Consider the following 23,326-nt stretch of genomic DNA (forward strand, 5'->3'; position numbering starts at 1 on the left):
CAGGCGCAGTACCCGGTGGCCGACCTGACCCGCAAGCTGCGCGAGCGCGGCGTCGACGTGCGGTTCGGCATCCACCCGGTCGCCGGGCGCCTGCCCGGGCACATGAACGTGCTGCTGGCCGAGGCCAAGGTGCCCTACGACATCGTCCTGGAGATGGACGAGATCAACGACGACTTCGACGACACCGACGTCGTGCTGGTCATCGGCGCCAACGACACCGTCAACCCCGCCGCGGCGGAGGATCCCACCTCGCCGATCGCCGGCATGCCGGTGCTCCGCGTCTGGGAGGCCAAGGACGTCGTCGTCTTCAAGCGGTCGATGGCCGCGGGGTACGCCGGCGTGCAGAACCCGCTCTTCTTCCGCGAGAACACCCAGATGCTGTTCGGCGACGCGAAGGAGCGGGTCGAGGACATCCTCGCCGCGCTGACGAAGGTGCCCGCCGGGCGCTGAGCAACGCCGCGAGGGCGCGGAATCCCCGGTGAGCCGGGGATTCCGCGCCCTGCCAGACTGAGCGCCGTGACCGTCACCCCCGAGGGCATCGCCGCAGCCGCGGCGGCCACCATCGCGACCCGCACCCCGCTGGAGCGCTCGACCCGCCTCAGCGAGCAGTACGCCGCCGACGTACTGCTCAAACGGGAGGACCTCCAGCTGGGCCGGTCGTACAAGGTCCGCGGCGCGTTCCACCTGATGAGCTCGCTCGCACCCGAGGAGCTCGCACGCGGGGTGGTCTGCGCGAGCGCCGGCAACCATGCCCAGGGCGTGGCGATCGGAGCGGCCCGGCTCGGTGTCCAGGCCCACATCGTGGTGCCGACCAACACGCCGCGTCAGAAGCGTGACCGCATCCTCGCTCTCGGCGGCCGCAACGTCACCTTGGAGCTGGTCGGGACGACGTACGACGAGGCGTCGGCCGCGGCGCACGCCGAGTCGGAGCTGACCGGCGCGACGTACGTGCACCCCTTCGACGACGCGCGCACGATCACCGGCCAGGGCACCGTGGGGTTCGAGGTCACCGAGCAGGCGGCCGGCCTGGGACACGACCCGCTCGACGTGCTGGTCGTCCCGGTCGGCGGCGGGGGCCTGCTCGCCGGCGTCGCGAGCTGGGTCCGGCACGCGTGGCCGCAGACCCGCATCGTCGGCGTCGAGCCGGTCGGCGCGGCGAGCATGAGCGCGGCGCTGGCGGCCGGTCAGCCGGTCCCGCTGGACTCCCTCGACACCTTCGTGGACGGTGCGTCGGTCGGGACCGCCGGGTCGGCGACGTACCCGCTCGTCCGCGATCTCGTCGACGACGTCGTCGCCGTGGAGGTCGGCGCGGTGTGCGCTGAGATGCTGGAGCTCTACCAGGTCGACGGGATCATCGCCGAGCCCGCTGGGGCGCTCGCCACGGCGGCTCTCGGTCAGCTCGACGTGACCGGGAAGCGCGTCGGCGCGATCGTCAGCGGCGGCAACAACGACGTCTCGCGCTACGCCGAGGTCATCGAGCGGGCGCTGGTCCACCAGGGGCTGCGGCACTACTTCCTGGTCAGCTTCCCGCAGGAGCCCGGCGCCCTGCGCGGCTTCCTCGACCACGTGCTCGCCGAGGGCGAGGACATCGTGGTCTTCGACTACATCAAGAAGTCCAACCGCGAGACCGGCCCCGCGCTCATCGGCATCGACCTCGACCATGCCGGCGGCATCTCCGGGCTGCTGCAGCGGATGGCGGCCAGCAACCTGGTGATCGAGAAGATCCCGTACGACAGCCCGCTCTTCACCTTCCTGCACTAGAGGCTCGGGCAGAGCCCCTACCAACGGCCGAGCCCGGAGCTATCGGACCGCGCGGTCCGCAGACTCCGCGGCGTACAGGGCGGCGCCCACCACGCCGGCCCGGTTGCGCAGGGTGGCGGGGATGATCTCGGTGGAGAGGTCGAGCAGCGGCAGGAAGGAGGCGGCCTCCTTCGAGACCCCGCCTCCGACCACGAACAGGTCGGGGGAGAACAGGCGCTCCAGGGTGCGGTAGTAGCGGGTGAGCCGCTGCGCCCACTGCTCCCACGACAGCTCCTCGCGGGTGCGGGCGCTGTTGGCGGCCCGCGACTCGGCGTCATGTCCGTCGATCTCGAGGTGGCCGAGCTCGGAGTTCGGCACCAGCACGCCGTCGTACAGCAGCGCCGTGCCGATGCCGGTGCCGAGCGTGGTGAGGATGACCAGGCCGCGACGGCCGGCGGCCGCGCCGTACCGCACCTCTGCGAGCCCGGCGGCGTCGGCGTCGTTGACGACGTGCACGTCCCGCCCGGTCGCCTCGGTGAAGACGGCGTCAGCGTCCGTGCCGATCCACGCGGGGTCGATGTTGGCGGCCGAGTGCACCACGCCGTGGCGTACGACGCCCGGCACCGTCACGCCGACCGGGCCGTCGCGGTCGGGGAACCGCTCGAGCAGCTCGACGAAGATCTGGGCGACCGCCGCGGGCGTGGACGGCTCCGGGGTCCGGATCCGAACCCGCTCGGCGGCGAAGTCGCCCACCGCCAGGTCGACCGGTGCCCCCTTGATGCCGGTGCCGCCGAAGTCGATGCCGAAAGCGGTGTTCATCAGCCCACGATAGCCGCGCGCGAACGGCCGGCCCGCGCCGCGCAAGGGGTTCATGGGACACGAGTCCCACGAAACCCTTGCGAGCGTCAGTGTTACGTAGGACACTTCCTCGTAACGAGAAGGGGGCGACGTGAACCAGATCGCGAACAGCACTGTGGCGGCCGGCTCGACGGAGCAGTGGCGGGACAAGAAGCGCTATCTCTGGCTGATCGGGCTGGTCGTGCCGAGCCTCGCCTTCGTCGCCATGGGGATGCGCGAGCTGACCGGGTGGAGCGTGTGGCTCTGGCTCGGCCCGGTGGTCATCCTCGTCATCGTCCCCGCCATCGACCTGGCCTGCGGGCTGGACCGGTCCAACCCCCCGGACGACATGATCGAGGCGCTGGAGAAGGACCGGTACTACCGCTGGGTCGTCTACTCCTACCTGCCGATCCAGTACGCCGCGTTCGTCGCGGCGATGTGGCTGGTCGCGCGGGGTGACCTCGGCACCTGGGACAAGATCGGGCTGGCTGTGTCGATCGGCTGCATCGGCGGCATCGGCATCAACACCGCGCACGAGCTGGGCCACAAGAAGGAGAGCCACGAGCGCTGGCTGAGCAAGATCGCGCTCGCGCAGAGTGCCTACGGCCACTTCTACATCGAGCACAACCGTGGCCACCACGTCCGCGTCGCGACACCGGAGGACCCGGCCAGCGCGCGGGTCGGCGAGAACTTCTACCAGTTCTGGCCGCGGACCGTGTGGGGTTCGCTCAAGAGCGCCTGGCGCTTGGAGAAGCGGCGCTACGCCCGACGTGACCAGCACCCGTTCCGGATCGGCAACGACGTCCTCAACGCCTGGGCGATGACGGCCGTGCTGTGGGGAGCGCTGATCGCCTGGCTGGGCGTCGGCATCACGCCGTACCTCCTGATCCAGGCGGTCGTCGGCTTCTCGCTCCTCGAGGTCGTCAACTACATGGAGCACTACGGCATGCTCCGGCAGAAGGTCGGCGTGGGGGAGCGGGAGCGCTACGAGCGCGTGGATCCGAGCCACTCGTGGAACTCCAACAACATCGCGACCAACGTCCTGCTCTACCACCTGCAGCGACACAGCGACCACCACGCCAACCCGACCCGGCGCTACCAGACGCTGCGCGACTTCGAGGAGAGCCCGGTGCTCCCGACGGGGTACGCCGGCATGATCGTGCTCGCGATCGTGCCCGCGATCTGGCGGCGGGTGATGGACCCCCGCGTGCTGGCGCACTTCGACGGCGACATGAGCCGCGCGAACATCGTGCCGCGCAAGCGTGAGCGGATCCTCGCGAAGCACCCGCGCCCGGCAGTCCAGGCCGTCGCGTCGACCGAGACGCCAGGGCAGTCCTCGCCGGTCGGGCACGCGGAGGAGGTGCTGGCGGCCCGGTGCCCCGGCTGCGGGTACACCTACGTCGTCGACGAGGGCAACGAGCTGGAAGGGTTCGCGGCCGGCACCTCCTGGGCGGAGATCCCGGACGACTGGTGCTGCCCCGACTGTGGTGTGCGGGACAAGACCGACTTCGTCCCGGTGGAGCGAGCCGCCCTGGGCTGACTCAGGGGCTGATCGGGGCGCGCCCGGCGGGACGGACTCGGTGGCGCGGAGGACGCAGATCCCCCGCGTTGAGGGCGTGCGTCTGGTTACTGACAGGTATGCACCCGCGACGATGCTCCCTGTCCCTAGGATCGCGGCCATGACCGGCGCGCCCACGAGGAGAGACACCCGCGGGAGGATCGTCGACGCCGCGGCGAAGCTCACGATCGCGGTCGGCTGGTCCAACGTCACCATGACCAAGCTGGCCGACGCGGCCGGAGTGAGCCGACAGACGGTCTACAACGAGTTCGGCTCCAAGTCGCAGCTGGTCCAGTCGATGATCATGCGGGAGCTGGAGCGGTTCCTCACGTTGGTGAGCCAGGCGTTCGACGACCACCCCGGGGACGAACCCGACGAGCTGATCGCCGCCATCCGGCAAGGCGCCCACGACGTACTGCAGCAGGCCGCGGAGAACCCGCTGCTGGTCTCCGTGGTCTCCGCCACCCACGGCGCCGACACGGAGCTGCTGCCGTACCTGACCACCCAGTCCGACTGGTTGCTCGAGGGCGCCAAGGCGGTGCTCCACGAGCGCATCGGCGGCTACCGCACGACGCTCGGTCCGGCGGAGACCGACATCGCGGTCGACGTGCTGCTGCGGGCCGTGCTGAGCCATGTCATGCAGCCGACGGGCAGCCCCGACCAGATCGCGGACGGCATCGCCTGGATGGTGAGCCGCCTGCTCGGCACGGACTTCACGCTGCCCGAGGCGCGGTCGGGCGCCGCCTGAGCGCTCCGCTCCGAAGCCCCACTAGGGTGGGCCGCCGGGGAGGTGGGGATGCGAATGGCACACGGGACGAGCCGGCGGGGTGCCGCGACCGTGCTGGCCGCGGCGCTGACGACCGTGCTGACGACCGGGCTCGCGGGGTGCGCGGCCGGTGACGCCGGTCCGGGTACGCCGTCGGCGTCCTCGCCCGGCTCGACGACGTCGTCGAGCTCGCCCTCGTCCGGATCCACGCCCGCGCCGTCGGCCTCGTCGAGCTTGCGTCCCGCCGATCCCGAGCATGCGGTCGACCCGCCCGGTCCCCGTACCGGTCCGCTGCTCGCCGCGGACATCCTGGTGCAGGCGGCCGAGCCGTTCGCCGACGAGGTCGTCGACAGGGTCAAGGCCGCCAAGGGGGTCACCGGCGTCGCCCGGATCTCGATGGCGCAGGCCAGCCTCGAGGGCCGGGTGCTCAACGTGGTCGCCGCCGATCCCGGGACGTTCCGCAACTTCACGCCGCACCAGACGGCCGAGTCCCAGGTGGTCTGGGACCGCGTCGCCGGCGGCGAGATCGCCGTCGACAAGACGCTCGAGGGAGTGCTGCGGCCCGACGCCGACGGCTACCTCCGGCTCGGCGCCGCCGCCGACGCCCCGCGCATCCACGTCGGTGCGTGGGCGCCGCAGATCGAGGGTGCCGTCGACATCGTCATGAACCCGGCCTGGGGCGAGGCGATGGACATCCCGGAGGGAAACGCGCTGCTGGTCTCGACCACCAGCACCGCGCCGGACCGGGTGGTGAAGCCGATCCGGGACGTGGTCGGGCCGAACGTGTCGGTGCAGCGCCTCGACGTCGTCGCCCGCGAGGGCCTCGACATCAACGCCCCGCTCACCGCGGTGCCGGTCGGCAGCCTCGCCCAGGCGGTGGGCATCTACAACTACCGCGTCGTCGGCGGCCGGGTGATCCCCGACGCCGGCTGGGTGCGCAGCCATGTCCGGACCCGGACCGTGCCGATCCTCGGATCGGTCACCTGCAACAAGCACCTCTTCCCGCAGCTCACCGCCGCGCTGCAGGAGATCGTCGAGCTGGGACTGGCCGATGAGATCCGGCGCGACGACTACGCCGGCTGCTACTACCCACGCTTCATCGCCGGCAGCAGCAAGCTGTCCAACCACGCCTTCGGCCTCGCCCTGGACCTGAACGTCAGCACGAACGGCCGCGGCATCCCCGGCGACATGCATCCACTGGTCGTCGCGACGTTCAAGAAGTGGGGCTTCTCGTGGGGCGGCGACTGGCAGTGGACCGACCCGATGCACTTCGAGATGAACCGGATCGTCCGCCCCGGCTGACCGGGTGCTGGCGCACCCCCGGGCCGTCAGCGTCGCCGACTAATGTGGCGGCGTGAGCATTCTCGACGACGCCCGACCCGGCATGGACCTCTCCATCCGCCCGCAGGACGATCTCTTCGGCCACGTCAACGGCACCTGGCTCGTGGAGGCGGAGATCCCCTCCGACCGCTCCAGCTGGGGCCCGTTCGTGCAGTTGGCCGACGTCGCGGAGGAGCAGGTCCGCGCGATCATCGAGGAGTTGGCCGCATCGGTCTCGGATGGCTCGACCGGTGACGGCCCCGGTTCGGAGGCGCAGAAGATCGGCGACCTCTACGCCTCCTTCATGGACACCGACGCCATCGCCGCCGCCGGCCTGGCGCCGCTGCAGCCGCTCGTCCAAGCCGTCGAGGGCCTGCGGGACCTGCGCGACCTGGCCGCGTTCCTCGGTGAGTTCGAGCGGATCGGTGGCCGCGGTCTCTTCGGGTCCTACGTCGACAACGACGACCGCAACGCCGACCGCTACATCGTCAACCTGCTGCAGGGCGGCCTCGGGCTGCCCGACGAGTCCTACTACCGCGATGAGAAGTTCGCCGAGATCCGCGACAAGTACGTCGGCTACCTGACCACCCTGCTGACGCTGGGCGGCATCGACGGGGCCGACGAGAAGGCCCGCACGATCCTGGCCATCGACACCCGGCTCGCGCAGGGGCACTGGGAGCGTGCCGAGACGCGGGACGTGCAGAAGACCTACAACCTGATGACGCTGGCGGAGGTCAAGGCGGTCTGCCCGTCGTTCGACTGGGACGTCTACGTCACCAACCTCTCGGGCGCCCGGCACCACGACGCGCAGGAGCTGCTCGCCGAGGTCTGCGTCCGGCAGCCGTCGTACTTCTCCCACCTCGAGACGGTGCTGACCGAGGTGCCGCTGGAGCAGTGGAAGGACTGGCTGCTCTCGCACGTGCTGCGCGCGGCGGCGCCGTACCTCACCGACGAGTTCGTCGAGGTCAACTTCGACTTCTACGGCCGCACCCTCAACGGCACGCCCGAGCTGCGGGCGCGCTGGAAGCGCGGCGTCGCGCTGGTCGAGGGCGCGCTGGGCGAGGCGGTCGGCAAGGAGTACGTCGCCCGGCACTTCCCGCCGACCTCCAAGGCGATGATGGACGACCTCGTCGCGAACCTGCTCGCGGCCTACCGCGTCTCGATCTCCAAGCTGGACTGGATGACGGAGGAGACCAAGCAGCGGGCCTACGAGAAGCTCGAGACGTTCCGTCCGAAGATCGGCTACCCCGAGAAGTTCCGCGACTACTCCGCGCTCCAGATCCGCAAGGACGACCTGATCGGCAACGTCTACGCCGCGAGCTCGTTCGAGACCGACCGCCAGCTGGCCAAGATCGGCTCGCCGGTCGACCGCGACGAGTGGTTCATGCTGCCGCAGACTGTCAACGCCTACTACAACCCGGGCACCAACGAGATCTGCTTCCCGGCCGGGATCCTGCAGAAGCCGTTCTTCAGCCCGGACGCCCACCCCGCGGAGAACTACGGCGGCATCGGCGCGGTCATCGGCCACGAGATCGGCCACGGCTTCGACGACCAGGGCGCGCAGTTCGACGGGGCCGGCAACCTCAACGACTGGTGGACCGCCGCGGACAAGTCGGCGTTCGAGGAGAAGTCGGCCGCGCTGATCAAGCAGTACGACGCCTTCGAGCCGCGCGCCCTCCCTGGTGAGCACGTCAACGGCGCCCTCACGGTCGGCGAGAACATCGGCGACCTCGGTGGCCTGACGATCGCGCATACGGCGTACCTCATCGCCGAGCCGGACGCGTCGGTCGAGGACCGCCGCCAGCTGTTCCTCAACTGGGCGTACGTCTGGCGCACCAAGCGTCGCAAGGAGCAGGAGCAGCAGTACCTCACGATCGACCCCCACAGTCCGCCGGAGTTCCGCGCCAACATCGTCCGCAACCTCGACGAGTTCCACGAGGCGTTCGGATCCGAGCCCGGTGACGGACTCTGGCTCGACCCGGCCGACCGCGTCCGAATCTGGTGATCACCGCCCCGCGACCGAGCCTGCGAGGTCGCGGACCAGGCGGGGAGGTTGAGGAGCGTCGACGTTCCCGAGCGCAGCGAGGGGGCGTGACGCGTCTCGAAACCCAGTGGCCCGGTTGCCGCGCGGAATCCCCGGTGAACCGGGGATTCCGCGACTTCGGGGGCGTTGCAACGCCCCCGAAGTCGATGCGGTGCCCCCGGAGTGTGACTCCTGGGACCCGTGGCCAGCTGGCGCCGGTGCCGCGCACGATGGGCTGACAGACTTCGGCCCATGACCGGACCCCGCGACGCCGCCACCCGCAAGGCCGACACCCTGGCGATGTGGGCCACGCCGCACATCGACACGTGGGTCGCGACCGCCTCGCCCCAAGGTGACCCGCACCTGGTGCCGCTCTCGCTGGGCTGGATCGAGGAGCGTTTCGTCCTGGCCGTGCAAGCGACCTCGCGCACGGCACGCGACCTCGCGGCCACCGGACGGGCGCGGTTGGCAGTGGGCCCGACCCGCGACGTCACGATGGTCGACGCGGTGCTCGAGCGCCAGGTCGGGGTCGACGAGGACGCGGCACTCGGCGAGGCGTACGCCGCACAGGCCGACTGGGACCCACGCGGCGACGCGGCGTTCGTCTTCCTCGTGCTCCGGCCCCAGCGGGTGCAGGCGTGGCGCGAGTCCGACGAGATCGCCGGCCGGACGCTGATGCGGTCCGGTACCTGGCTGGTCTGATCCCGGCTCCACCGGCTGTCAGCGGCGGCTGGTAGACAGGTCGGCATGTCCGTCACCGCCGACATCGACCAGATCCGCGACCGCGCCGAAGCGCACCTGCGCGCCCTGGTCGGCCGCGACGACGCGGTGCTGCGCGAGGACCAGTGGTCGGCCATCGCCGCTCTGGCCGTCGACAAGCGGCGCGCGCTCGTCGTGCAGCGCACCGGCTGGGGCAAGTCGGCCGTCTACTTCGTGGCGACCCTGCTGCTGCGTGAGGCAGGAGCCGGGCCGACCGTCATCGTCAGCCCGCTGCTCGCGCTGATGCGCAACCAGATCGCCGCCGCCGAGCGGGCCGGCATCCGGGCGGCCACGATCAACTCCACCAACATCGACGAGTGGTCGGCCGTCGAGCAGCAGATCCACGCCGGGGAGATCGACGTGCTGCTGGTGAGCCCGGAGCGGCTCAACAACCCCGGGTTCCGAGACGCCGTGCTGCCCCGGCTGGCCGCGACCTGCGGCCTGCTGGTCGTCGACGAGGCGCACTGCATCTCCGACTGGGGGCACGACTTCCGGCCCGACTACCGCCGGATCCGGACCCTGCTCGACGACCTCCCGGCCGGCATCCCGGTGCTGGCCACCACCGCCACCGCGAACGCGAGGGTGACCGCCGACGTCGCGGAGCAGATGGGGCGCGACGTCCTGGTGCTGCGCGGCTCGCTGGACCGTGAGTCGCTGCGGCTGGGCGTGGTCCGGCTCACGACGCCCGAGCAGCGGCTTGCCTGGCTCGCCGACCACCTCGCCGAACAGCCCGGGTCCGGCATCGTCTACTGCCTGACGGTCGCCGCCACCCAGGAGATCGCCGACTACCTGCGCTCGCGCGGCCACGACGTCGCTGCCTACTCCGGCCGCACCGAGACCACCGAGCGGCAGGCGCTCGAGGCCGACCTGGCCTCCGGGCGGATCAAGGCGCTGGTGGCGACCAGCGCGCTCGGCATGGGCTTCGACGCCCCGCTCGGCTTCGTCGTCAACGTCGGCGCGCCGTCCTCGCCGGTCTCCTACTACCAGCAGATCGGTCGTGCCGGCCGCGGCATCCTCGGCGACGCGTCGGTGGTGCTGCTGCCGGGTGCGGAGGACCGCGACATCTGGGCGTATTTCGCCTCGCTCGCCTTCCCGCGCGAGGAGCTCGTACGCCGCACCGTGGACGTGCTCGCCGACGCCGGTCGCCCGCTGAGCACCCAGGCCCTCGAGACCCAGGTCGAGCTGAGCCGCAACCGGCTGGAGACGATGTTGAAGGTGCTCGACGTCGACGGCGCCGTCCGACGCGTGCAGGGCGGCTGGGAGGCGACCGGACGACCGTGGGTCTACGACGCCGAGCGCTACGCCCGTGTGTCGGAGGCGCGGGAGCGGGAGCAGCGGGCGATGCTCGACTACCTCTCGTCGGCCGAGTGCCGGATGCGGTTCCTGCGCGAACAGCTCGACGACCCGGAGGCCGCCGACTGCGGCCGGTGCGACAACTGCGGCGGCCTGACGCTGTCCAGTGCCGTCTCGGAGGCGGCGCTGGCCGAGGCCGATGCCCGGATCCACCGACCCGGCGTCGTCATCGAGCCGAAGAAGCTGTGGCCGACGGCCCTGGCCAACCTCGGCGTCGAGCTCAAGGGCCGCATCGCGACGCCGCCGCAGGAGGGCCGCGCGGTCGCCCGGCTCACCGACCTCGGCCACGGGCAGGCACTGCGGGACCTCTTCCGGGTCTCGTCAGGGTCGACCGGCGAGAGCGTGGACGGGTCCGTCCCCGTGCCGCTCGTGCGCGCCGTGGTCGAGGTGCTCGGCGACTGGCAGCCACAGGTCGACGCGATCGTCGTGGTCGACTCGCTCACCCGGCCGACGCTGGTGGGCGACCTGGCCGCCGGGCTCTCGCGCTACCTGCGCGTCCCGATCGCCGGCTCCTACGCCATCGTCGAGCCGGAGATCGCGCCCGGCCAGGGTGCCGCCAACTCCGCGCAGCGGGTCGCGGTGCTGAGCCGCCGGTTCCGGCTGCGCGCCGACATCGCACCCGGCGCCCGCATCCTGCTCGTCGACGACCGCGTCGTGATGGGCTGGACGCTGACCCTCGCGGCGAAGGCGCTCCACGACGCCGGCGCGGCCGCCGTACTGCCGTTGACGCTCGCCGTCGAAGCCTGATCCGCCCGTCCCACCGGGGCGGACGTCATACGGTCCGGTCGCTCTGGCGACCGCCTCGCATGACGTCCTCCGCTTGGGTCGGCGGACGTCATACGGTCCGGTCGCTCTGGCCACCAGCTCGTATGACGTCAGCAGCCGATCGGTCGCGACGAGCGATTCGTGACGCACGCTGCGGCTCAGGCCGCGTCGCTCCGCGTCCAACCGCGCGCCGCGAGCGCCTGCTCGATCTGGTCGAAGAACTCATCGGGGCACACACGCAGACCGAGGACCGGTAGTCGGAGCACGATGTCGCCGTCGAGGGCGATGGAGTTGTGGCGCAGTGAGTCGCCGACGACGTTGACGGCCCAGGCGTGCTGGATGCCGTCGACCTCGAGCGCGACGCCGAAGGCGCGCCAGCGGAAGTCGAGGTAGTAGGACCCACCGGGCGTTCGCCGCAGCGACTGCAGGTCCGGCTCGGGCAGCCCTCGCTCGCGGCACCCTTGCAGCACGTCGTGCTCGTTGAGGGAGCGCACGCCGCCGGCGAGGTCGAGCAACGTGGTGCCGACGAGGATCCGGCGTCGGTCCCGTCGGACCCGCAGCAGCTCGGCGCCGAGTTCGGCGACGTCGGCGATGGACTGCTGGACGGTCATCGTGAGTAGCAGCGTCGCCTGACGGTCCGAGGTGGCCCACAGCGCCGCCCGGATCGCCGCGACCGACGGGCGGGTCCGTGGGGGACCCGATCCATCCAGCAGGTCGTCGGCCGCCCATCGACGGGTCTGACGGATGTCGATCGTGCCGCCGCGGTGCCGGATCCGGGCGCCCCGCGGAACCGACACCCGGATGCGTTCGACCGTGTAGTGCTCGAGGCCCGCCAGCAGCAGGGCCGCCTCACCGTCGATGTAGCCACGCGGACCTGCCTCGAGTGTCGCGACCCAGCATTGTGCGTCATGGGTGAGCTCCCCCGTGAACAAGGCCAAGCAGTGGGTGCCGATCCTCCGCCAACGCTCGGCGCTGATCTGGGCGCGCACTTCGCCGCGAGTGAAGCCTTCGGCGTAGGCCTGGGTGCGGGTCACGATCATGGCCTGACCGGCGCCGACCTCGGTGAGGGCGGCGAGGCGCTCGGCTCGCGTCGGCAGGGAGATCTCCGCGTTCTCGGTCATGCGGCGAGGATCGCTCGCGCCGAGACGGTCCGTGCGTCGCCGACGGCTCACCTGTGGAGAGCGGTGTCCCGGAGGGTCCCGGTGGACGGAGGTCGGCCCGCCGTACGGCGAAGGAGGGCGGCGGGGAGGCCGGATCGCCGGCGCGGGACGTCATGCGACCTGGTCGTCCAGGCGACCACTTCGTATGACGCCCGCCCCGAGACGCCGGGAGAACGTCATACGCCCTGGCTGCCAGAGCAACCAGGGCGTATGACGTCCGCCGCGAGGAGGGACCCGCGAGGGCGGTGAAGCGGTGGCGCCGCGAGGGCGTCAGTGACCCACGTGGATCGTGGCGCCGGCCTCGCCGTGCTCGGCCTTGGTCTTGGGCAGGAACCAGGCCGGGATGAGGCAGACCGCGCAGAGCACGGTCGCGACCACGAAGGTGTCGCCGAAGACACCGGCCATGTCGCCGGGGATCTTGGCCATGACGCTGTCGATCTGCTCGGGCGAGACGCCGAACTGGGCGAGGATCGAGGACACCTTGCCCTGGTCGTTGCCCGCCTCCTCCAGCGCGCTGCCGAGCGCGACGGACTCCTGGTTCTTCAGACCGTTGGTGAGCAGCACGGTGAACAGCGCCGTGCCGATCGAGGCCGCGATCTGCTGGACGATGTTCATCAGCGTCGAGCCGCGCGCGATGGTCTGGTCGCGCAGGGTGGCCAGCGCGGCCGAGAACGTCGGCATCATCGTGGCGCCCATGCCGAGGCCCATGACGAACAGCGAGCCGAGCAGGAACCAGTACGAGGTCGACTCGTCCAGCGTCGAGAACATGAACATGCCGACGACGATCGTCGAGATGCCGCTGAGGACGATCTTGCCCGGACCCATCTTGTCGGCCAGCATGCCCGCGATCGGCATCGTGATCATCGCCCCGAGACCCTGTGGCGCCAGCAGTAGGCCGGCGGAGAGGTCGTCCTCGCCGCGCACGAACTGGAAGTACTGCGGGAACAGCAGGCCGCCGCCGAAGAAGGCGATGGCGAACAGCGACATGGTGATGACCGCGATGGTCATCTCCTTGTTCTTGAACAGCCGCAGGTCCATCAGCGGGTGCTTGTTGCGCTTGGCCAGCGCCCACGGGACGAACGCGACCGTCATGATCGTGCCGATCACGATCGGGACGATCACGCCGCGGGTCTGCCAGGTGCCGTGGTCGACCTGCGAGCCAGGGATCGAGGAGATGCCGTAGAGGAACAGCGCCAGGCCGGGGGAGAGCAGCACCATGCCGAGGAAGTCGAAGCTCTCCGACGGCTGCGGGTTGTCCTTGGGCAGCACCAGCCAGGCGTAGACCAGCGCGACGACGCCGATCGGGATGTTGATGAGGAAGACCCAGTGCCACGAGGCGATGTCGATCAGCCAGCCACCGAGGATCGGGCCGCAGATCGGGCCGAGCAGCATGGGGATGCCGAGCACGGCCATGACGCGACCGACCCGCTCGGGCCCGGCGGCGCGGGTCAGGATCGTCATGCCGAGCGGCATGAGCATGCCGCCGCCGATGCCCTGCAGGACGCGGAAGGCGACCAGCGCGGCAAGTGAGTCGGCGAGGGCGCACAGCGCCGAGCCGACGGCGAAGAAGAACACGGCGGCGAGGTAGAGCCGCTTGGTGCCGAAGCGGTCGGCGGCCCAGCCGGTCAGCGGGATCACGGCCGCCAGCGCGAGCGTGTAGCCGGTCATCGTCCACGCGGCCTCGGCCGCGTTGACGTTGAACTCCTGCTGGAAGACGCGCTGTGCGACGGAGACGACCGTGATGTCGAGGATCGACATGATGGAGCCGAGCACGACGACGCCGGCGATGATCCACACGCTCTTGTCGAGCTTGTCGGACCCGGCGGAGGCACCCGGAGCGACGGGCGGGTCCTGGGTAAGGTCAGAAGTCACCCGGGTAAAGGTAGTTGCCGCCACCGACAACTGACGAACCGTTAAAGGTGCCCGCCCGGTGGGCGGATCACGCTGTGACGTACCTCTCCGTCAGGCGAGGAGGGCGGTCACGGCGGCGACGATGCGCTCGTCCTCCGGCTCGACCTGCGGCGAGAACCGCGCCACGACCTTGCCGTCGCCGTCGACCAGGAACTTCTCGAAGTTCCACTGGACGTCGCCCGCCGTGCCGTTCTCGTCGGCGACCTGCGTCAGCTCGGCGTAGATGGGGTGCCGGCCCTCGCCGTTGACCTCGATCTTCTCCGTCATCGGGAACGTCACGCCGTACGTCGCCGAGCAGAACTCCGCGATCTCCTCGGAGGTGCCGGGCTCCTGGCCCATGAACTGGTTGCACGGGAGCCCGACGACGGTGAAGCCGCGCGGGGCGTAGGTCTCGTGCAGCCGCTCCAGGCCGGCGTACTGCGGCGTGAGCCCGCACTTGCTCGCGACGTTCACCAGCAGTGCCGGCCGTCCGCCGGTGAGCTCGTGCAGCGTGGCGGGCGTGCCGTCGAGGCGGGCGACCGGCTCATCGAGGATCGTCATGCCGCGAGCCTACCGACGCCCACACCGAGGGGAACGTCGGCGCCGGCAGGTACGTTCCAGGGACCATGAGCTTCGTCCCCCTCGCCGGCCCCGCGGTGCTCCGGCCCGCCGAGCGACCGCGCGAGGGCGTGGTGGCGTTCAGCGACGTGCGCCGCACCGTCGAGCTGCCGATCGCCGCCGCGATCCCCGTCCTCTCCAAGGCACACGCGCGCGAGGACGTGCACGCTTCCGTGGGTCTGCTCGCCGCGGCCAGCCTCTTCGCGCTGCGCATGGTCGCCGCGGGCAAGCTGGCGCCGGCCGAGCACGGCTGGGCGCCGGTCGTCGAGGGCGACGACGTGGAGCGGCTGCGGCTGCTGGCCGCGGCCCGGGCGTACGACGGCGTGGACGCCGCGACCGCCGAGGAGGTCGTCCGCGACATGCTCGCGGCGGTGGTCGACGCGATGCCGCAGAGCCCGCCGAACCGCACGCGCACCCTCGGCCCTCGCCACCTCGCTGCAGGCACCGCCGCGCGGCGGACGGCCGCCGCGCCCGCCGGACGACCCGCGACGCCTGAGCCGTTCACCGAGCGGCTCCAGGACCGCCTGGCCCGCCATCTGGCCCGCGACCGTACCGAGCTTCCGCAGGTGGTGGCGCTCTCGCTGCGGGTGGAGGCCGACGAGGAGTCGCTGGCGGCGGGTTCGGTCCGGCTGGTGCTGCAGGTGCACGACCTGGCCAACCCGCTCCACCTGTGCGACGCCGCGCTGCTGTGGACCGGCGACCCCGAGCAGCACGGGTTCGGCGAGCGGGCGCGTGCCCACGTCGCGGTGCTGCTGCGGGGGGCGGCGGAGTCCTGGCCGCCGCTGGAGCGGTTGCTCGACCTGGCCGTGCCCGACCAGATCACCCTCGACGGCGACGAGATCGGCTCGCTGCTCGAGGACGGTGTCGCGGCGCTGCAGGAGCGCGGCATCGACGTGCTGTGGCCACGCTCCCTGGGGCGCGAGCTGACGGCGACGGCCGTCCTCGACACGACCCGCTCGGCGGCGTCTCCGCGGGGCGAGGACCTGCTCAACACGGGGCTGTTCGGCCCGGAGTCGATGTTCGCCTTCAGCTGGCAGGTCGCCCTGCACGGCCAGCCGCTGACCGAGGAGGAGATGGAGCAGCTGGCGTCCTCGGCGGCGCCGGTCGTCAAGCTGCGCGGTGCCTGGACCGTGGTCCATCCGAGCATCGCCCGCAAGGCCCGCAAGCGGCTGCTGCGCAAGGTCGCCGCGGCCGAGGCGCTCGGGGCCGCGCTCACCGGCGTGGCGCAGGTGGGCGAGGCCGAGGAGCAGGTCGTCGTCGGCGCCAGCCTCACGAAGCTGCGCGAGCAGGTCGTGGGCGCCGGCAAGGGCGACCTCGTCGCCGTCCCGAACGCCCTGCAGGCGACGCTGCGTGACTACCAACGGCAGGGGCTGACCTGGCTGGCCGACCTCACCTCGCTCGGCCTCGGGGGCTGCCTGGCCGATGACATGGGACTGGGCAAGACCGTCACCCTCATCGCGCTCCACCTGCACCGCAACGCTGCCGGGCTCGCCGCCGGCCGGCCGACCCTGGTCGTGTGCCCGGCCAGCCTGCTGGGCAACTGGCAGGCCGAGATCGAGCGGTTCGCGCCCGGCGTACCCGTGCGCCGGTTCCACGGGACGGCGCGCGACCTGGAGGACCCGTCCGGGTTCGTGCTGACCACCTACGGCACCATGCGCAACGCCGCCGAGCAGCTCTCCGGCGTCGACTGGGACCTTGTGGTGGCCGACGAGGCGCAGCACATCAAGAACCCCCGCTCATCGACGGCCCGGGCGCTGCGGACCATCCCGAGCCACGCGCGGGTGGCGCTGACCGGGACGCCGGTCGAGAACGACCTGACCGAGCTGTGGGCGATCCTCGACTGGACCGTGCCCGGCCTGCTCGGCAGCCGCAACGCGTTCCGGCGTGCCTGGGCGGCCCCCATCGAGGCGGGCGTCCAGACCGTCACCCGGCAGTTCGCGGACCTGGTGGGGCCCTTCCTGCTGCGCCGCCGCAAGTCCGACCCCGGCATCGCGCCCGAGCTGCCGCCTAAGACCGAGACCGACCACCTGCTGACGCTCACCACCGAGCAGGTGGTGCTCTACGAGGCGTTCGTGCGCGACACGATGGACCGCATCGAGCGTGCCGACCCCGCCGACCAGATCACCCGCGCCGGCCTCGTCCTCAGCCTGCTGACGGGGCTGAAGCAGATCTGCAACCATCCCGCCCACTTCCTCAAACAGTCCACCGGCCGGCTCGCCGGCCGCTCGCAGAAGCTCGACGTGCTCGACGAGGTGCTCGACACCGTCGTGGCCGAGGGCGGCTCCGCGCTCGTCTTCACCCAGTACGTCGCCATGGCGCGACTGCTGGAGCGGCACTGGGCGGCCCGCAACATCGCTCACCAGTTCCTCCACGGCGGCACCCCGGTCCCCGAGCGGGAGCGGATGGTCGCGGCCTTCCAGGCCGGCCCCGAGGCCGGTGGGCCGCCGGTGTTCCTGCTGTCGTTGAAGGCCGGCGGCACCGGCCTCAACCTCACCCGAGCCGACCATGTCGTCCACGTCGACCGGTGGTGGAACCCCGCCGTCGAGGACCAGGCCACCGACCGCGCGTACCGCATCGGGCAGACCCGGCCCGTGCAGGTGCACCGGCTGGTCACCCGCGGCACGATCGAGACCAAGATCGGCGAGCTGCTGGCCCGCAAGCGCTCGCTGGCCGACGCGGTGCTCGGCCGCGGCGAGGCGGCGCTCACCGAGCTCTCCGACGACGAGCTCCACGACCTGGTCGCACTCCGGCGGGACGACCTGGCGTGAGCGCGACCGTGCACCCGCGGCGGGGGGCGCGTCGCGGCGCCGTCCGGGTGACGTCGTGGTGGTCGCGGGCGTGGCTGCGGGCGGTCGAGGAGGCGGCGTACGACGAGGCCGAGCTGACCGCCGGACGGGCGGTCGCCCGCTCCGGCCGGATCGGCGGCGTGATCGTCGACAGCGGGTCGTTCGTGGCGGCGGTCGAGGACCCGCGCGGGCTGTGGACCGTGTCCGGGACGCTGCCGGTGCTCGACGATGCCTCCTTGTCGGCGCTGGTCGAGTCGGTCGTCGCCACGCCCCGCCGGGTCGCCTCCCTGCTCGCCGGGGACCTGCCGCACGACCTGGTGGAGCACGCCGAGCAGCTGGGCGTGGAGCTGCTGCCGTACGGCGGCGAGCTGGCCGCCGTGTGCACGTGCGCGTCCTGGACCGACTCGTGCGTGCACGCCCTCGGCGTGCTCACCCAGCTCGGCTGGCTCATGGACGGCGACCCGTTCGTGCTCCTCCAACTGCGAGGCGTGCGCCGCGACGAGCTGCTCGCCCGGATCCACCGGCTCACCGCGCCGCCGGACGCCCCGGTTTCCGACCGCGTGGCCGATGTCGACGACGTCGACCTGGCTCTCGAAGCAGCACTGCGCGCGCAGCGGATGCTGGCCGAGCTGGACCCTGGCACCTGACATTCCCAACGCCATCCCCGCGGGGGAGCAGTTGGTGACGTCAGGTGCGCGCGATCCCCAGGGCGCGCAGCGCCATCCCGGTCAGCGCCGCCCGCATCTCCGGCTCGGGCAGCAGCCCGCTGTGCGGAGTGGAGTTGATGAGACCGAAGGCCGCGTGCGCCATGGCGCGCGAGGCGTCCTCGGTCAGCCAGCGATCGAGCAGCCGCAGCTGCGCGGCCCACAGGTCGACGTACTCCCGCTGCAGCGTGCGCACCCGCTCCCGACTGGCCTCGGGCAGCGAGGACCAGTCGCGGTCCTGGACGACGATCAGGGCGCGGTGGCGCAGCGCGAAGTCGACGTGCCAGTCCACCAGGGCGCGCAGTGCGGCCGCGGGCGTGGCGGCCGCCGTCACGCGCCCGCGACCCTCGGCGAGCAGCTCCTCGCTGATCGACTCCAGCATCGCCGCGAGGATGGCGTCCTTGGAGGGGAAGTGCTTGTAGAGCGCGGGCCCGGAGATGCCGCACGCCGCGCCGAGGTCGGTGACCGAGACGCCGTGGAACCCCCGGGCCGCGAACAGCTCGGCGGCGGTGTCCAGCACCTGCTGCCGGCGGGTCGGGGTCTCGGTCACGGGGCACAGGTTAACGGCCGTTCACCCCTTGCCCCGATGGTTAACGATCGTTAACCTCGCCGTGTGACGACACTGCGGCCGACCCTGGGTGAGCTCACCGAGGAGCTGCGCGAGCGACTCGCGACGGTCCGGCGCGGCGGCAGCGAGAGCGCCCGCCGCAAGCACACCGACCGTGGCAAGCTGCTCCCGCGCGAGCGCGTGGACCGGTTGCTCGACCCCGGGAGCCCCTTCCTGGAGCTGAGCCCGCTGGCGGCGTACGGCATGTACGGCCGGGGTCCCGAGGACGCGTACGCCGTCCCCAGCGCCGGCATCATCACCGGCATCGGCCTGATCGAGGGGCGCGAGTGCGTCGTGGTCGCCAACGACGCGACCGTCAAGGGCGGCACCTACTACCCGATCACGGTCAAGAAGCACCTGCGTGCGCAGGCCGTCGCGGCCGAGAACGCCCTGCCGTGCGTCTACCTCGTCGACTCCGGCGGCGCCTTCCTGCCGATGCAGGACGAGGTCTTCCCCGACCGCGAGCACTTCGGTCGCATCTTCTTCAACCAGGCGACCATGTCGGCCCGCGGCATCCCCCAGATCGCCGCGGTGCTGGGCAGCTGCACGGCCGGCGGCGCCTACGTCCCCGCGATGTCGGACGAGACCGTCATCGTCAAGGACCAGGGCACGATCTTCCTCGGCGGCCCGCCCCTGGTGAAGGCCGCGACCGGTGAGGTCGTCAGCGCGGAGGACCTCGGCGGTGGCCTCGTGCACGCCTCGAAGTCGGGTGTCGTGGACCACCTCGCCGATGACGATGCGCACGCGCTGGACATCGTGCGGTCGATCGTGGCCACGACCCGGGATTCGAGGGGCCATGAAGCGGGATTCGAGGGGCCAGCGGGCGGGAGTCAACAGTTCGAGGAGCCGGTGGAGGACCCGGAGGGGCTCTACGACGTACCGGTCGACTCGCGCACGCCGTACGACGTCCGCGACGTGATCCGGCGGATCGTCGACGGGTCGCGGCTGCACGAGTTCAAGCCGCTGTACGGCGACACGCTGGTGTGCGGGTTCGCGGAGATCTACGGCCGCCGGGTCGGCATCGTCGCCAACAACGGGATCCTGTTCAGCGAGTCCGCGCTCAAGGGCGCGCACTTCGTCGAGCTGTGCAACCAACGCGGCATCCCGCTGGTCTTCCTGCAGAACATCTCCGGCTTCATGGTTGGCCGGGAGTACGAGAACCGCGGCATCGCCAAGGACGGGGCCAAGCTCGTCACGGCTGTCTCCTGCAGCGTCGTGCCGAAGTTCACCGTCGTCATCGGCGGCAGCTACGGCGCCGGCAACTACGGCATGTGCGGGCGTGCCTACGACCCGCGGTTCCTGTGGATGTGGCCGAACGCCAAGATCTCGGTGATGGGTGGCGAGCAGGCCGCGTCGGTGCTGGCGACGGTCGCGGGACGGCCCGACGACGAGGGCTTCAAGGCGCCGATCCGCGAGCAGTACGAGACCCAGGGCAACGCCTACTACGCCACCGCCCGGCTCTGGGACGACGGCATCATCGACCCGCTCGACACCCGTCGCGTGCTGGGGATGGCGCTGCAGGCCACCGCCCACGCACCGGTCCCCGCGCCCTCCTACGGCGTGTTCAGGATGTGAGGAGCGTGGGCGCCCCCAGGTCGAGCGAGCGCCGCGACCGAGGCACGAGGTCGCGATGCGCGCGTCGAGACTCCGATGTGCTGAGGAAAGAGAGCCGATGAACACCGTCTTCATCGCGAACCGCGGCGAGATCGCCGCCCGCATCGCGCGCACCTGCGAGCGGCTAGGCATCCGGGCGGTCGTCAGCACCGGCGACTACCTCGACACCGACGCCCAGGTCTCCCAGGCGCTGGCGGCCGGTGCGCAGGCGGTCCACCCGGGCTACGGCTTCCTCTCCGAGAACGCCGCCTTCGCCCGCGCGGTCATGGCCGCCGGCCTGGTCTGGGTCGGCCCGCCGCCGGAGGCCATGGCGGCGATGGCTCGCAAGGACAAGGCCCGCGAGATCGCGGTGGCGGCCGGCGTACCGGTTGTGCCCGAGTACCGCTGGTCGAGCAGCGAGCGCAGCGAGCGTGTCGAGACCGCGAGCTTCCCGGTGCTCGTGAAGGCGGCCGCCGGCGGCGGCGGCAAGGGCATGCGGGTGGTGCGCAGCGCGGCCGAGCTGGACGAGGCGAAGGCCGCCGCGGCCCGGGAGGCCGCGAGCGCGTTCGGCGACGACACCCTGCTCATCGAGAAGTACGTCGAGCGTGGCCGCCACATCGAGGTCCAGGTCTTCGGCGACACGCATGGCAACGTCATCCACTTCGGCACGCGCGACTGCAGCGCCCAGCGCCGCCACCAGAAGGTCGTCGAGGAGGCGCCCGCCCCGACGCTCAGCGACGAGCAGCGCGCCCTGGTCCAGGACAGCGCCGTCGCGCTCGCCAAGCAGGTGGGGTACACCAACGCCGGCACCGTCGAGTTCCTTCTCGATGACGACACCGGCGAGGCGTACTTCCTCGAGATGAACACCCGGCTCCAGGTCGAGCACCCCGTCACCGAGGAGATCACCGGCCTGGACCTGGTGGAGCTGCAGCTGCGCGTGGCCGCGGGCGAGCCGCTGGGCGTCGACCAGGAGGAGGTCGCGTTCACGGGGCACGCCATCGAGGTGCGGATCTACGCCGAGGACCCGTACGCCGGCTTCCTGCCCCAGGCCGGCACGGCCACCCTGGTCGCCTGGCCGGCCGGCGTGCGCGTCGACCACGCGCTGGTCAGCGGTCAGGTCGTCAGCACGGCCTTCGACCCGATGCTCGGCAAGGTCGTGGTGCACGCCGAGGACAGGGAGACCGCCCGGCGCGCGCTGGTCGAGGCGCTCGACCGCACCGGCATCCTCGGCATCACCACCAACACCGGCTTCCTACGGCAGCTGGTGGCCTCGGAGGAGTTCCGGGACGCCGCCATCGACACCGCCTGGCTGGATCGCAACCCGCCCCAGCCCCCGGACCCGACCGAGGCACGCGAGCTGGCCGCCCGGATCTGGTACGACGCCCATGCGACCACGACGGGTCCCTTCGCCTCCGACGGCTTCCGTCTCGGCGGCCCGGCCGCCGACCCGGTCGTGCAGCTCGACGTCCCGGTCACGCTCGGACGTCATGCGCTCCGGTCGCCCGGGCGACCACCACGTACGACGTCCCGGCTGACCCGCGCCGGCATCGAGCTCGCCCACCACGGTCAGCGGTGGGTCTTCCACCGGCCCGATCCCTTCGACCGCACCCACGCCGCCGGGGCGGAGGGCACCGTCACCAGCCCGATGCCCGGCACGGTGCTGGACGTCCGGGTGGCCGAGGGGGACGCTGTCGAGGAGGGCCAGGTGCTGGGGGTGGTCGAGGCGATGAAGATGGAGCTCGCGCTCAAGGCGCCGTACGCCGGCACGGTCACCCACGTCGGCGTGCGGGCCGGTCAGCAGGTGACCCTCGGGGCGGAGCTGTTCCTGGTGGAAGCGGTGGAGGCGGCGACCGATGAGTGACCCGTCGACCGCCCTGCCGGCCGTCGTACCCGCCGCGGGCATGCCCGAGCGTGTGACGATCTACGAGGTCGGCCCCCGCGACGGCCTGCAGAACGAGACCGCGACGGTGCCGACCGAGGTGAAGGCGGAGTTCGTGCGCCGCCTGCTCGCCGCCGGTCTGCCCGTCGTCGAGGCGACCAGCTTCGTCCACCCGAGGTGGGTGCCCCAGCTCGCCGACGCCGCTGACCTGATGACCGGCCTCGTCGCCACGCTCGGTGAGGACGCGCGCGGCCTGCCGGTCCTGGTGCCCAACGAGCGCGGTCTCGACCGTGCGCTGGAGCTCGGCCTGCGCCACGTCGCGATCTTCGGCTCGGCCACGGAGACGTTCGCCACCAGGAACCTCAACCGCAGCCTCGACGAGCAGTTCGCGATGTTCGAGCCGGTCGTCACGCGGGCGCGGGAGGCCGGGCTCGACGTGCGGGCCTACGTCAGCATGTGCTTCGGCGACCCCTGGGAGGGCCGCGTGCCCGTCGACCAGGTGGTCACCGTCGGCAAGCGGCTGCTCGACCTCGGCGCCAGCCAGCTCAGCCTCGGCGACACCATCGGCGTCGGCACGGCCGGACACGTCACCGCGCTGATCGAGGCGTTCGGCAGCGCCGGGGTCGGCACGGACCGGCTGGCGCTCCACTTCCACGACACCTACGGCCAGGCGCTCGCCAACACCCTGGCCGGGCTGCGCTCCGGCGTGACGACGTACGACGCCAGCGCCGGCGGGCTCGGCGGCTGCCCCTATGCGAAGAGCGCCACCGGCAACCTCGCCACCGAGGACCTGGTCTGGCTGCTCGACGGCCTCGGCATCGAGCACGGCGTCGACCTGCGCCAGATGGTCGCGACGAGCGTGTGGATGGCCGGTCGGCTGGGCCGGCCGAGCCCCAGCGCCGTCGTCCGGGCGCTCGGCGGCGAGCCACGCTGACCCCGCCACCCGGCGAGGGGGCACAATCTCGGTC

At 71.7% G+C, this 23,326-nt stretch carries 18 protein-coding genes; 13 read left to right on the forward strand and 5 right to left on the reverse strand.

Features of this window, described 5'->3' with window-relative positions; genetic code table 11:
- Both VGE38_RS02565 and ilvA read left to right on the forward strand, forming a co-directional pair.
- On the forward strand, positions 1-450 hold a 450-nt coding region (locus VGE38_RS02565), incomplete at its 5' end, for an NAD(P)(+) transhydrogenase (Re/Si-specific) subunit beta (protein WP_331140969.1).
- Between the two features lie 66 nt (positions 451-516).
- Positions 517-1,761: a threonine ammonia-lyase IlvA gene (gene ilvA / locus VGE38_RS02570; protein WP_331140970.1), complete on the forward strand. Its 1,245-nt coding sequence runs from the start codon at positions 517-519 to the stop codon at positions 1,759-1,761.
- A 39-nt stretch (positions 1,762-1,800) separates the two neighbouring features.
- Here ilvA and ppgK read toward each other — a convergent pair whose 3' ends face one another.
- Positions 1,801-2,559, reverse strand: coding sequence for a polyphosphate--glucose phosphotransferase (gene ppgK / locus VGE38_RS02575; protein ID WP_331140971.1), 759 nt, complete (start codon positions 2,557-2,559; stop codon positions 1,801-1,803).
- Positions 2,560-2,689: 130 nt separating this feature from the next.
- Here ppgK and VGE38_RS17520 point away from each other — a divergent pair, with 130 nt between their 5' ends.
- From VGE38_RS17520 to VGE38_RS02610, 6 genes are all read left to right on the forward strand, one after another.
- The gene (locus VGE38_RS17520; protein WP_349257073.1) at positions 2,690-4,117 is read left to right on the forward strand and encodes a fatty acid desaturase; all 1,428 of its coding nucleotides are present in this window, start codon (positions 2,690-2,692) and stop codon (positions 4,115-4,117) included.
- A 139-nt stretch (positions 4,118-4,256) separates the two neighbouring features.
- Positions 4,257-4,883, forward strand: a complete 627-nt coding sequence (locus tag VGE38_RS02590) for a TetR/AcrR family transcriptional regulator (protein ID WP_331140972.1) — start codon at positions 4,257-4,259, stop codon at positions 4,881-4,883.
- A gap of 54 nt (positions 4,884-4,937) precedes the next feature.
- Positions 4,938-6,203 carry a M15 family metallopeptidase gene (locus VGE38_RS02595; protein ID WP_331140973.1) on the forward strand — a complete coding sequence of 422 codons (1,266 nt, stop codon included), beginning with the start codon at positions 4,938-4,940 and terminating at the stop codon, positions 6,201-6,203.
- A 52-nt stretch (positions 6,204-6,255) separates the two neighbouring features.
- Positions 6,256-8,226 carry a M13 family metallopeptidase gene (locus tag VGE38_RS02600; RefSeq protein ID WP_331140974.1) on the forward strand — a complete coding sequence of 657 codons (1,971 nt, stop codon included), beginning with the start codon at positions 6,256-6,258 and terminating at the stop codon, positions 8,224-8,226.
- A gap of 270 nt (positions 8,227-8,496) precedes the next feature.
- Positions 8,497-8,946 carry a pyridoxamine 5'-phosphate oxidase family protein gene (locus VGE38_RS02605; RefSeq protein WP_331140975.1) on the forward strand — a complete coding sequence of 150 codons (450 nt, stop codon included), beginning with the start codon at positions 8,497-8,499 and terminating at the stop codon, positions 8,944-8,946.
- Positions 8,947-8,991: 45 nt separating this feature from the next.
- Positions 8,992-11,103 carry a RecQ family ATP-dependent DNA helicase gene (locus VGE38_RS02610; protein ID WP_331140976.1) on the forward strand — a complete coding sequence of 704 codons (2,112 nt, stop codon included), beginning with the start codon at positions 8,992-8,994 and terminating at the stop codon, positions 11,101-11,103.
- Positions 11,104-11,279: 176 nt separating this feature from the next.
- Here VGE38_RS02610 and VGE38_RS02615 read toward each other — a convergent pair whose 3' ends face one another.
- From VGE38_RS02615 to VGE38_RS02625, 3 genes are all read right to left on the reverse strand, one after another.
- A complete protein-coding gene (locus VGE38_RS02615; RefSeq protein WP_331140977.1) occupies positions 11,280-12,242 on the reverse strand; it encodes a putative endonuclease domain-containing protein in 963 nt (320 codons plus the stop codon).
- Between the two features lie 309 nt (positions 12,243-12,551).
- On the reverse strand, positions 12,552-14,153 hold the full coding sequence (locus VGE38_RS02620) for a DHA2 family efflux MFS transporter permease subunit (RefSeq protein WP_331140978.1): 1,602 nt from the start codon (positions 14,151-14,153) through the stop codon (positions 12,552-12,554).
- A gap of 90 nt (positions 14,154-14,243) precedes the next feature.
- Positions 14,244-14,732 (reverse strand): glutathione peroxidase, encoded by a 489-nt coding sequence (locus VGE38_RS02625; RefSeq protein ID WP_331140979.1) that lies wholly within the window; start codon positions 14,730-14,732, stop codon positions 14,244-14,246.
- A gap of 65 nt (positions 14,733-14,797) precedes the next feature.
- Between VGE38_RS02625 and VGE38_RS02630 the strand changes: the two genes are divergently transcribed.
- The gene (locus tag VGE38_RS02630) at positions 14,798-17,557 is read left to right on the forward strand and encodes a DEAD/DEAH box helicase (protein WP_331140980.1); all 2,760 of its coding nucleotides are present in this window, start codon (positions 14,798-14,800) and stop codon (positions 17,555-17,557) included.
- Positions 17,554-18,222, forward strand: a complete 669-nt coding sequence (locus tag VGE38_RS02635; protein WP_331140981.1) for an SWIM zinc finger family protein — start codon at positions 17,554-17,556, stop codon at positions 18,220-18,222. The genes VGE38_RS02630 and VGE38_RS02635 overlap by 4 nt, the downstream gene beginning before the upstream one ends.
- A 40-nt stretch (positions 18,223-18,262) precedes the next feature.
- Here the strand turns inward: VGE38_RS02635 and VGE38_RS02640 are convergent, their stop codons facing one another.
- Positions 18,263-18,829 carry an SACE_7040 family transcriptional regulator gene (locus tag VGE38_RS02640; protein ID WP_331140982.1) on the reverse strand — a complete coding sequence of 189 codons (567 nt, stop codon included), beginning with the start codon at positions 18,827-18,829 and terminating at the stop codon, positions 18,263-18,265.
- A gap of 63 nt (positions 18,830-18,892) precedes the next feature.
- Between VGE38_RS02640 and VGE38_RS02645 the strand changes: the two genes are divergently transcribed.
- From VGE38_RS02645 to VGE38_RS02655, 3 genes are all read left to right on the forward strand, one after another.
- On the forward strand, positions 18,893-20,461 hold the full coding sequence (locus tag VGE38_RS02645) for a carboxyl transferase domain-containing protein (RefSeq protein ID WP_331140983.1): 1,569 nt from the start codon (positions 18,893-18,895) through the stop codon (positions 20,459-20,461).
- Positions 20,462-20,558: 97 nt separating this feature from the next.
- The gene (locus VGE38_RS02650) at positions 20,559-22,340 is read left to right on the forward strand and encodes an acetyl/propionyl/methylcrotonyl-CoA carboxylase subunit alpha (protein WP_331140984.1); all 1,782 of its coding nucleotides are present in this window, start codon (positions 20,559-20,561) and stop codon (positions 22,338-22,340) included.
- Complete coding sequence (locus tag VGE38_RS02655; protein ID WP_331140985.1) at positions 22,333-23,292, forward strand: hydroxymethylglutaryl-CoA lyase; 960 nt, start codon at positions 22,333-22,335, stop codon at positions 23,290-23,292. The genes VGE38_RS02650 and VGE38_RS02655 overlap by 8 nt, the downstream gene beginning before the upstream one ends.
- Positions 23,293-23,326: the final 34 nt, after the last annotated feature.

This window comes from Nocardioides sp., assembly GCF_036405735.1.
Taxonomy (GTDB): Bacteria; Actinomycetota; Actinomycetes; order Propionibacteriales; family Nocardioidaceae; genus Nocardioides.